This window comes from Streptomyces sp. SP18BB07, from assembly GCF_036322545.1.
GTDB lineage: Bacteria > Actinomycetota > Actinomycetes > Streptomycetales > Streptomycetaceae > Streptomyces > Streptomyces deccanensis.
This window is the reverse complement of record NZ_JAQYWT010000294.1, coordinates 25,456-35,933: the sequence shown is the minus strand read 5'-3', so window position 1 is coordinate 35,933 and position 10,478 is coordinate 25,456. Positions and strand designations below refer to the sequence as shown.

General features: G+C 69.5%; 9 protein-coding genes and 1 pseudogene. 3 read left to right on the top strand and 7 right to left on the bottom strand.

Annotated elements, in window-relative coordinates:
* Nucleotides 1-204: 204 nt before the first annotated feature.
* The 4 genes from PUR53_RS16455 to PUR53_RS16440 form a co-directional block, all read right to left on the bottom strand.
* Nucleotides 205-1,683, bottom strand: coding sequence for an RICIN domain-containing protein (locus tag PUR53_RS16455; RefSeq protein WP_329908709.1), 1,479 nt, complete (start codon nucleotides 1,681-1,683; stop codon nucleotides 205-207).
* Nucleotides 1,684-2,247: 564 nt separating this feature from the next.
* On the bottom strand, nucleotides 2,248-3,012 hold the full coding sequence (locus PUR53_RS16450; RefSeq protein ID WP_329908708.1) for a hypothetical protein: 765 nt from the start codon (nucleotides 3,010-3,012) through the stop codon (nucleotides 2,248-2,250).
* A 203-nt stretch (nucleotides 3,013-3,215) separates the two neighbouring features.
* Nucleotides 3,216-4,088, bottom strand: coding sequence for an NmrA family NAD(P)-binding protein (locus PUR53_RS16445; protein ID WP_329908707.1), 873 nt, complete (start codon nucleotides 4,086-4,088; stop codon nucleotides 3,216-3,218).
* Nucleotides 4,085-4,552 carry a nuclear transport factor 2 family protein gene (locus PUR53_RS16440; RefSeq protein WP_329908706.1) on the bottom strand — a complete coding sequence of 156 codons (468 nt, stop codon included), beginning with the start codon at nucleotides 4,550-4,552 and terminating at the stop codon, nucleotides 4,085-4,087. The genes PUR53_RS16445 and PUR53_RS16440 overlap by 4 nt, the downstream gene beginning before the upstream one ends.
* A 101-nt stretch (nucleotides 4,553-4,653) precedes the next feature.
* Here PUR53_RS16440 and PUR53_RS16435 point away from each other — a divergent pair, with 101 nt between their 5' ends.
* From PUR53_RS16435 to PUR53_RS16425, 3 genes and pseudogenes are all read left to right on the top strand, one after another.
* Complete coding sequence (locus PUR53_RS16435; RefSeq protein ID WP_329894937.1) at nucleotides 4,654-5,244, top strand: TetR/AcrR family transcriptional regulator; 591 nt, start codon at nucleotides 4,654-4,656, stop codon at nucleotides 5,242-5,244.
* Nucleotides 5,245-5,304: 60 nt separating this feature from the next.
* Entirely contained in the window at nucleotides 5,305-5,967 is a 663-nt protein-coding gene (locus PUR53_RS16430) for a TetR/AcrR family transcriptional regulator (RefSeq protein WP_329908705.1), read from the top strand.
* 90 nt (nucleotides 5,968-6,057) lie between these two features.
* Nucleotides 6,058-6,433: pseudogene (locus PUR53_RS16425) on the top strand (VOC family protein).
* 77 nt (nucleotides 6,434-6,510) lie between these two features.
* On the opposite strand, the gene PUR53_RS16420 reads toward PUR53_RS16425, so the two are convergent.
* The 3 genes from PUR53_RS16420 to PUR53_RS16410 all read right to left on the bottom strand — a co-directional run bounded on the left by PUR53_RS16420 (nucleotide 6,511) and on the right by PUR53_RS16410 (nucleotide 10,446).
* Nucleotides 6,511-7,896: an MFS transporter gene (locus PUR53_RS16420; protein ID WP_329908704.1), complete on the bottom strand. Its 1,386-nt coding sequence runs from the start codon at nucleotides 7,894-7,896 to the stop codon at nucleotides 6,511-6,513.
* Between the two features lie 541 nt (nucleotides 7,897-8,437).
* Entirely contained in the window at nucleotides 8,438-9,553 is a 1,116-nt protein-coding gene (locus PUR53_RS16415; RefSeq protein ID WP_329908703.1) for an alcohol dehydrogenase catalytic domain-containing protein, read from the bottom strand.
* The gene (locus PUR53_RS16410; RefSeq protein ID WP_329908702.1) at nucleotides 9,550-10,446 is read right to left on the bottom strand and encodes a fumarylacetoacetate hydrolase family protein; all 897 of its coding nucleotides are present in this window, start codon (nucleotides 10,444-10,446) and stop codon (nucleotides 9,550-9,552) included. Before PUR53_RS16410 ends, PUR53_RS16415 begins: the two co-directional genes overlap by 4 nt.
* Between the last annotated feature and the right edge of the window lie 32 nt (nucleotides 10,447-10,478).

The following is a 10,478-nucleotide window of genomic DNA, read 5'->3' as shown; positions in this document are numbered from 1 at the left end:
CCGTGTCGTCAAGCGCAAGATGTCCAACTACTGGCTCAAGCGGGCTGAGCACCTGACATGGCCCCAGCCCACCCTCACCGGAACCCGAGCTGTCCGCATCAAACGACCCCAACCAGCAGACCCGTAAAGCAACGGCATTGGGCCTAGCCCCTCGACCGCCGCCTCTTCACCGCACGGCCGGTCCTGCTCCGCACCGGCGAAGTCTCAAGTCCCGGACTGGGGCGTGGATGTTCCCTGGACCGGCTCGACCAGCCATCTCTGTTCCGCCTCTCCGTTGCGGGGACTTGGTACCAGAATGGTGCCGATCTCGGGCGCGGCGGGAGCGATCACGAGGTTCCTCTTGTCGCGTGTGAGGAGCTCCCCTTCAGGGCTCAGTTCGAAGCGGAGACCGAACGACACGTCGCCCGAGGAGTCGCAGAGTTCCAGATCCAGGACCTCGTCGTCCCCGCCGGCGTCCAGGCACAGATCGGGTTGGGCGAGGTTGCGCAGGAGTCCGTCCTCAAGGTAGGTCCACTGCTGTGTGCCGGCGGCTGAGCAGGCGGACAGGGTGGCCTCCGCGCCACGCTCGGGCGGCGTTCCCCGGACGTCCATGCACAGGTCCGCGGCCGCATTGCGCAGTCGGCCGCTCTCCGGGGGGACGGGGAGGGCGGTCGAGGTCGTGGGGGATGAGGGTGACGGCGTGGGCGTGGGCCGCTGTGTCGACGGAGCCGGTGCGGTGGTGTCGGACGAAGTGCCGCCCACGACGAATGCTGCCGCGACAGCGGCCGAACCGACGGCGATCACAGCAACGAGGATCTTCGTGCCCTTGCGGGTGACACCAGCTCTTCTCCTCCCTACCGGCTTTCGCGGCGTCTGTGAAGTGTGGGAGGGCCGGGCGTCGACTCCCTCGGCGGCCGTGGCACCGGACGGTGTCCGCGAAGGACGCGTCCGGCACACGGCCAGATAGGGGTGAGCGCTCTCGCCGAGCAGCGCTTCCGCCAGCAGTACGCCCGGTTCGGTGGCGCAGAGCCTGAGCTGTTCGGCGGTGTCCTGGCAGTAGGTGCAGTGATCCAGATGCAGTTGCACCTCGGGCAGCGTGGAACCGACCCCGCGTGAGGATGCGTCGAGGAGACGGCTGTAGTCCCGGCACTCTCTCCCGGCCGCATTCTCGACATGTGTGCGCAGGAGAGCCGAACGCCACTGCTCCCGCGCCCGGTCCAACTCGAAGGGCGGTATGTCCCCTTCGATACCGAGCAAGGCCGCGGGAACGGTCGACGGTTCGGCTTCCACGTCCAGATGCCACAGAACGTACTGGGTGGTCCTCGGGAGCCGAAGAAAGGCGACGTGGCTCAGGTGCCGATTCTGGGTGACCGAGTGTGGAAGGGGCCCGTCGCCGGCCCCGGTCTGGTCGTACGACAGCCCCGAACCGGTGCCGGCCTGTGAGCGCGCACGCGCCGTGTTCCGCACGGTGACGAGCAGGCGAGGGCGCAGGGCATCGGTGGACCCGGCTCGTTGGAGGTCCCGCACCACATTGCGGAACGCCGCTGAGGCGAGCGCTCGCGCAAGGGCGGGAGAACCGGAGGCGCAGATCTCCGCATAGTCGGAGACCGACGGCCCGTGCCGCGCGATCAACGCCGCGACCGGCGTGGTGCCCTCGATGGTCCGGGACATCCTCAGCGCGGCGACGAGGGCGTCGTCGGACATCCCTGGAGCGGTCTCGGGGTCGGGAGCCGGGCTTCCGGGAAGCGGGTGAGCGAAAGACACAGGGGGCTTTCCTTCTCCCAGGGCGCGCTGGGCAGCCTCATCCCGGGCCGATGCGGGAACAGCGGCAGCGCGGACCTGGAGTGGCCGTGCGGAGAGAGGTGTTGAGTTGGTGACGCCCGAACGATGCCGCGCGACCGCCTTGTGGGGGAGCGGGCAACGCCACGACCCGTGTGAGCCGATAGGCCGGTTACGGATTGTTCCAAGCATGAACCACCCTGTCATACAGGCCAGATGTCCAACAAGGGATGCCAGAACGAAAGAGAACGAGATCGACGCTCGCAGCCAGAACGGTCGTTGCACCAGGCGCGACCGGGACTTGTTCGTGCTGCGGATGCGGGCAGTCGGTACACGACACGCATCGCCAATCGTCACGCCGCCGAGAAGACCTCAGCGGTCCGCTCCGCCGCGCCGCGCTTGGCCGCGGTGACAAACACTCGGCCGTCCACCAGCGACCCGGTCACACTCACCCATGGGAAAGGCCCAACCGGCGCCTCTCCCCGCCGTTCACATGAACAGTGGGTCCACCGGCGGCCATGGGTAACCCAGTTGCTCGGCGTCGTGGGAACCGCCCCAGACCTCGGCGGTGGCACGGGGATCGTCCGCGGTCAGCCGCGCTTCGAGGTGCTCGGCTTGGACCGACGGGGCCTCCGCGGAGATCGGGAGGGTCATCCCGAACTGGAGCCAGGGCAGATCCGCGTCGGCCCGGTTACGGGGATGCCACAGGACGACGTGGATTCGATCGGGTTCCTTGCGAGAGGCCCAGACGCCTTCCAACTCGCAGTCCCACCTGACGAGCCAGTCCCCGCGTCCCCTCAGCCCCGCCTCAAGCATCCGCGCAACCGCTCCTGCCGGCCACTCCCAACTGCGGTCCTTCCCGGCTCGCAGGACCTCGGCCTCGTACTGACCTGCGATGAACCGAAGTTCCGGCAGGTCGAAGTCCTGATTGGCCAGGTCGCGCCAGCCCGCCCAGACGACATGATCTCCGTGCCGCGTGACCGTCATGTACAGCGCGCCACAGCACTCCTCCACGCCGCACCCGGACCAAGCGAGACGAACCTCGCGGGGCGTCGCCGTGGCATGCAACGGCCCGTCCTGGCCCAGCAGATCCCGGGGGCCCACTCCCAGGTACCGAGAGCCTCCCACGCCACCGGAGACCGCCACCTCGGCCAGAAGGTCCCGGCCATTGACGATCGGGCGGACCTCCACGACGCCCTCGTCGGGTGGAGGGCACGCGATGCTCAGAGTGAGGAGGTCCGGTCTCGTGGTCATCGGCCAATGATCGCGGGCCGGCTCAGACCTGTCAGGTGAATTCGCGTGGGCTCGGCTCGGGGCTGATGCAGAGGGCGGTACCGCTCCTTGCGTGCATGTGACGGATCAGGCTCTGCCACCGCCCCAGCCGGCTGCGGCCGTGTGCACGTTCCCGGCCACACCGGATGCCTTCCTCAGCCGACCGAGTCCGACCGCTCCGTCCGTCAGGGGGTGTACGGCGGGCGTCGGTCGATGCCTGTCGTCTCCCGGGCGACGACCGCGCGGAAGCTTTGCGGTTCTCGCCCGGTGACGCGCCGGACCACGTCGGTGGTGCGGTCCTCCGCCCCCTCGGCGATGGCACGGTCCATGTCGGCCAGCATCTCGGCGAATTCCCGTCCCACCAGCGGCGCGAGGCGATCGCATTGCTGCTCGTGGGTCAGATGGCGGTGGACGACGGGCCGGCCGATGACCTCGCCGACGATCGCGGCGACCTCGTCGTGGCTGAGCGCCTGCGGCCCGGTCAGGATCAGATCGGAGTCGGGGGAACGTACGTCGGTCAGGGCGCGCACAGCGACGGCGGCGATGTCCTCGGCGTCGACGAAGCCGACCCGGCCCGTGCCGGCCGCGGTCGCCATCGTGCCGGTGTCGCGGATACCGAGCGCGTGGGCGTGCGTGCCGGTGAAGTTCTGCATGAACCATGAGGGCCGCAGGACGGCCCACTCGCCGAAGAGCCCCGGCAGGGCCCCGTGCACCACCCCCACTGCGGGCCCACCCTCGGGAATGGCCGACGAACTGAGCAGCACCGCGCGGCTGACGCCGGTGGCGCGAGCCCGCTGGAGGAAGGGCAGCATGACCGTCGCCGGGTCGGGATCACCCACGGGCGGCACCAGATAGACGCGGTCGACTCCCGCGAGTGCGGTGCCGTGGGAGGCGGGCTCGTACCAGTCGAAGCGGGTCGGCTCCGCGCCCGGCACCGGGGTCCCGTGACGACTGGCAGCTCTGACGCGGTGGCCGGCGGCGGTCAGTTGGGCCGTGACACGGCTGCCGGTGGTGCCGGTGGCTCCTACGACCAGAGTGGTGGTGCGCGCGTCGGTCATCGGTCGTTCTCCGAGTCGTTCTCCAGGTCGTTGTCCAGGGCGTCGGTGCCGTCGAGGCCGACTCCGAGTTCGAGGGCGGCGAGCGGGTTCCAGTAGTCCCGGTAGGAGTGGATGAGCCCGTCGCGGACGGTCACGACGGCGATGTAGGTCATCTCGAAGGGGCCGCCCGTCGCGACCAGGCGCCCCACTCCACGCATCTCGACCACGATCGTCTCCGGGGCGGTGGTCTCGTGGATCCGCACCTCGGGGAAGTCGTGCAGGTCGATGTGATCGGGGTAGGGACGCATGTAGGCGGCGACGGCTTGCCTGCCCTGGAGTCGGCGCGGTCGGCCCGGAGGGGCGAAGGGGAACTCCATGGTGCCGTCCTCGGCCCACAGGTCGACCCAGGCGGCGATGTCCTTGTTCAGCAGCAGGCGCAGGCTGTGACGGTACAGGTCCGCCGGCGAGGTGGTGATTGTGGGCATGATGCTCTCCGTCCCGTACGATACGGACCTCGGGTCCGCTTCATCTCTGTCGAACGATACGGACCTGGGGTCCGCTTTGCAAGCAGAGGGAGCCGCGCCATATGGCCGAGCGCACACCACGCAAGGACGCCGTCCGGAACCGGGCGGCCCTCCTAGCAGCCGCCGACGCGCTCTTCGCCGACGGCGAGAGTGCCGAAACCGTCACGATGGCCGACGTCGCCACGGCGGCGGGTGTCGGCAAGGCATCGCTCTTCCGCGCGTTCGGCGACCGCACCGGGCTGATCCGCGCCCTGTACGAGGCACGGCTCGAACCGGTGCGGGACGCCGTGGAATCGGGCCCGCCGCCCCTGGGGCCCGGTGCCCCCGCCCCGGATCGTGTGTTCGCTCTGCTCGACACCCTGCTGTGCTTCAAGCTCGACAACCGTCACCTGGCTCTGGCTCTGGAGGGAACCGGAAGCGACAGCCCCTACCGGGCGGAGCACTACGAGTACTGGCACGTCCTGCTGGAATCCGCGCTGCGGCAGATCCCCGGCCTCCCGGACCCCGGCTTCACCGCCCACGCCCTGCTCGCCGCCACCCGGGCCGACCTCGTCGAACACCTCGCCGGCCGCGAGCGTGTACCCCGCGCGACCATGCGCGCTCAGCTGGCCGCCTTCGCCGCGAGAGTCCTGGCATGCGCGGACGACCGCTGACGCCAGAACTGCTGCCACTCGCCGGGCTGCGGCACCGGCGTGCTCGGTAGGGTCGCAGCCATGACCGATACCGCAGATGCCCCCCAACGCCGTGGGCCGCAGAAACGCCTGCACTACGGAGAGGGGCGGCAGGCGCTGCTCAACGCCGCGGTGCGCGTGGTGGCCCGAGGCGGGCTGCGCAAGCTCACGTACCGCGCCGTCGCGGAGGAGGCCGGGGTCACGCACGGTCTCGTCGTACATCATTTCGGTTCGCGCGACGCGCTGATCGAGGAGGCCCTGAGCCACACGATCCGCACCTCGCTCACCACCAGCGCCCTGGAGCCGGGCACCGGCAAGGTCACGGACTTCACGAGCGGGCTGTCGGACATGGTCACGACCGTTCCTGATGCCCAGATGTTCCAGTACGAGCTGCTGCTCGAAGCACGCCGCAGACCAGAGTTGCTGCCCCAGATCCGCGCCCTGTACGAAGAGTATTTCGAGGCGACGCGGCGCGAGTTGGCGCGCATGCTGCCCGACGGGGCCAGCCGAGCACTGAGCAGGCTGATCTTCGCCGCGCTCGACGGACTGGTCATGCACCAGCTGGTCCTCGACGAGCCCGAAGTCACCGACGCGGCTCTGGAGGAGATGCGCAACCTGCTCAGGCTCCTTGGCGCGGATGGCGCGGATGGCGCGGATGGCGCGGATGGCGCGGACGGTGTGGAAGCGTCGGTGCCTGCGGAGTGAGCACCAAAGGTCGAGAGGGTGCCACCGGCTCCGTCCCAGGGGCAGCACCGGCAGGCGTCGGCCAACGCCGGCAGGCAAGGGTGTTCCACGATGGAACTCGGCGTGGAGGTCGAGGGCAGGGGGCAGACCGACCGAGGGCCTCGTCGCCGATCAGTGCACCGGACTCGACGGCGTCCGCTGTGACATCGCCATGCTCCGCACCCCGGACGGCCACAGCCGGCTCGAGCCGGCGAAGTACCGCAGCCCCGAAGCGATCAGCGCGGGGCCGCGCGACCGGCCGCACAACGTTCTGGGCACGCACCGCGTCATGTTCGCCGTCGACGACATCGAGGACACCGTTGCCCGTCTGCGTCCGCACGGAGCCGAACTCGTAGGCGGGATCGCCCGGTTCGAGGACAGTTATCTGCTCTGCCATGTCCGTGGCCCGGAGGGCATCATCGTCGGACTCGCCGAGCAGCTGCGCTGAGAACGCTGCACGCGTCGTGGCAGCCCCGACGGGGCACTCGGTGCGAGTGCCCCGTCCGAGTCGACGACCGGTGCGGATCAGGTCGGCTCAGGCAGGGAACGTGCCGTCCCGTCCGTGCTCACGCGTGCCGTCGGCGCCGCGTCGCCGGGAGAGCGGGGCACCAGGCCGATCAGTACCGCACCGATGAGGCCGGGTACCGCGAGGGCGTAGAAGCTCCACTGGTACGCAAGCCCAGCCCCGATGATGAGTCCGAGCAGTGGTGGCGCGAGCATCGAGCCGAGGCGGCCGAAGCCCAGCGCCCACCCCAGCGCCGTGGCGCCCATCCGTACCGGGTAGTGCTTGGAGACATGCGCGAGGACGAACGTCTGTGTTCCCATCGCGCCGACACCCCCCATCGCGACGGCCGCGTACAGCACCGCCGTGGGCAGTCGCAGGCTGAGGAGGACCACGGCCGCGCCGGCCAGGAGGTACGTCGTGACGATGATCGGCTTGGAGCCGAGTCGGTCGGCGGCGAAGGAGATGAGGAGTTGGCCGACCACTGCTCCGAGGTTGAACATGAGCAGGAACCCGAGTGCCGACCCGGCGGAGTAGCCGGCCCGACGCATGATCTCCGGGAGCCAGGTGTTGTACCCGTAGATCATGAACAGGCACAGGCACGACATGGCCAGGAAGCAGAGCGTCGCCGCGACGTAGTCGCGCGAGAACAGGGTCTTGACCGGTGACATGCCGTCCCGGCCGGTCGCGTCAGGCGACAGGGGCGACGCCGTTGCCTCCTGGGGTGCGTCCTCCAGGTCGATGTTCCAGCGACGAGCTGTCTTCTCCGCTTCGGCGTACCGGCCCTTCGCCTGGAGGAAGGTGATCGACTCGGGCAGGAATTTCAGCGCCACAGGCACGACGAGGACGAGTGGGAGGAGCCCGAGCAGGAACATCGCCTGCCAGCCGAACCGGGGGATCACCGACATGCCCACCAGAGCGGCGATGATGCCGCCCACGGGAAAGCCGCTGAAGATGATCGCGAATACCAGGTTGCGTGCTTTCGGGTGTGAGTACTCACCGCTGAGAGCACTGGCGGTCGGCAGCACACCGCCGAGGCCGAGGCCGGCGAGAAACCGGAAGAGCCCGAACAGTTCCGGGGATGTCGCGGTCGCGCACAGGCCTGTCATCACCGAGAACCAGGTCAGGCAGGCGATCAGCGTCTTGCGTCGGCCCAGTGTGTCGGTGAGCGTGCCGACGGTCGTGGCTCCGATGAGCATGCCGATCAGAGCGAACGAGCCGATCAGCCCGGCGCCGGCGGGAGTCAGGCCCCACCCGCCTTCGTGAAGCAGGGACGGGATGACAGCGCCGTAGATCACGACGTCGTACCCGTCGGCGACGATGGCGAGCCCGCAGATCGCGAGAACCAGCAAGGTGACCGGAGGCCAGGTGGTCTGGCCGCGACTTCCTCCGCGACTGTCTTCGAGCATGACAATTCCTCTCACATGGCTTGCGGGTATGAGTCTCTTTCGCCCTTGGATGCGGCGTGCGTTCATGCATGCGTGCGTACGTTCGGCGGTGGCGGCCCCGGGTCCACCGGAGCCGTGTCGGGCACGCGGAGCTGGAGCGCGCGTATCCGGATCGGCGAGCGGTTGGTGACGGCTGACTGCGTCGACTGGCTCGCCTCGCATGGCTAAGTGTGCACACTATTACGGGGCTGTAAAGGGTGTGGTACGGGAAAAGGGGAAGTCATGTGGGCCGACCAAGTCTTCCCGCGCAGGAGTCCTGGGGGAATGTGTATGCATAAGGCACGGCCAGGTGGATGTGCTGGTCAGCAGTCGATCTTGCCGACGCCCATCCGGCACTGATCGGCCACGTCGATGTGCGCAGGGCGCCTGCCGGACGTGAGCCCCGTTCAGGCGCCCTGCGGCGCGTGGTTGAGCGGAGCGACCCCTCGGGTCGGGGTGTCAGGCGACGCCCCGGCCGAGGCCGGGCACTGTCACGTCACGCCCCCGCCGAGGGAGGGCGCCGTCACGCGTCCCAGTCCTCCGGGCGTACGGTGAGCGCCACGCGCCCGAGGCTGTTGTCGTCCTCCATGTAACGGTGGGCGTCGGCTGCGCCGGCGATGGGGAACGTGCGGTCGACCACGGCCCGGAAGCCGTTCTCCACCTGCCTCCACAGTTCCGCCACCGCTGCCGGGTTGCCCGTGCGTACCCCGATGATGCGGTGGCAGTCGGAGTACACCCGCCGCAGGTCGATCCCCACCTTGCCGCCGAGGAAGGCGCCCGAGGTGACCACCGCGCCGCCGCGGGCCAGCGAGTCGATGGTGGCGTCCCAGATGTCCGGGTCACCGAGGTTGTCGACGGCGATGTCGACACCGCGACCCCCGGTGGCCTCGCGTACACGCTTCACGAAGTCCGGCGCGTTGGTGTCGAGCACGAGGTCGGCTCCCGCCGCGGCCATGGCCGCGCGCTTGTCGGCCGAGCGGGAGGTCGAGATGACCTTCGCGCCCAGGTGCTGGGCGTAGGCGGCCGTGGTGGAGCCGAGTGCGGAGGACGCGCCCTGGACGAGGACCCAGTGCCCGGGGCGGAGCCCTGCCTGGGCCATCTGATTGGCGGCGACCGGGCCGAGGAGCGCGAGGGCGGCGGCCATCGCGGCCGGGATGCCGTCCGGGACCTTGTGGACGTTGACCGCGGGCACCACGCAGTACTGCGCGTAGGCGCCGGGCCGGTGTGTGCCGATCACGGTCAGGCCGTCGCAGACTTCCTCGCGACCGTCCGCGCAGTAGACACAGGTGCCGCAGGCGACACCGGGCAGGACGGCCACGCGGTCGCCGACCCGGACGGAGTCCACGCCCTCGCCCAGGGCGGCGATCGTGCCGGCGTGGTCCGCGCCGAGGATGTGGGGCGGCTCGATGGTGGCGTAGGGGTGGTTGCCCGCGCGTGCCGTGAGGTCGAGCAGTCGGCCGATACCGACCGCGGCGACCTGGACGAGAACCTCTCCGGGGCCGGGGCGCGGTGTGTCGACCATGGCCCGCTCCAGGACGTCGGGCGGTCCGAACCGGCGGAACAGCATGGCTCGCATGGTCGCCGGCACGGTCAGCGCCTCCGACCAGCCGAGCCCGGAACCGGTCAGCGTGTCGCTCATGACGCCACCACCTTGTTCTCCAAGCGACCGATGCGCTCGATCTCGATGACTATGTCATCCCCGGCGGCCAGGAACTCCCCGCGTGGTACGCCACAACCGGCCGGTGTGCCGGTGAGGACGACGTCTCCGGGTTCGAGGCGGGTGATGCGGCTGGCCGCCGCTATCACTTCCGGGATCCGCACCATCATCTGCGCGGTGGAGGAGTCCTGCTTCAGAACTCCGTTGACGCTGAGCTGGATCCTCAGGTTCTGCGGGTCGGTGATCTGCCAGGCGGGCACCAGCCCGGGGCCCAGCGGGCAGAAGCCGTCCTGTCCCTTGTGGCTGACCCAGTCGAAGGTGAACGGCTCGGCGACCGGCTTGTCCGACTTGAGCCGGTCCCGGGCCGAGATGTCGTTCGCCGCCAGGTAGCCGGCCACATGGTCCATGGCCTGCTCGGGCGCGAGATCGCGGCCGCCACGACCGATGACGACGGCCAGCTCGGCCTCCCAGTCGACGCGTGCGCCCGGATAGGTGGGCAGCGGCACCGGGTCCCCCGGACCCGTCACGGTCGTCGTCGGCGGTTTGAGGAAGAAGAACGGGTCGCCCAACTCGTCGGGACGTTCGCAGCCCATCTCGGCGATGTGGTCCCAGTAGTTGGCGCCGGCGCAGAGCACCTTGCCCGGATAGGTGAGCGGCGGGGCGAGTCGGGCGCCCGCGACGGCGTCGGAGGCCGCCGGTGTCCAGTCACGGAACAGCGGGGTGAGCGACTCCCATCGCGCGAGTACGTCCATGAGCGTGAGGCCCGTGGTCCCGGGGGGACCCTGGACCACGATTCCGTCGGTGTACGCACCGACGGTGACTTTCTCCGAGTCGTCGACCCGGTACTGCACCAGTGACCATTCAGGCGGTTCCATGTTTCCTCCGGCATGCGGCTCTCTGAAGCAGC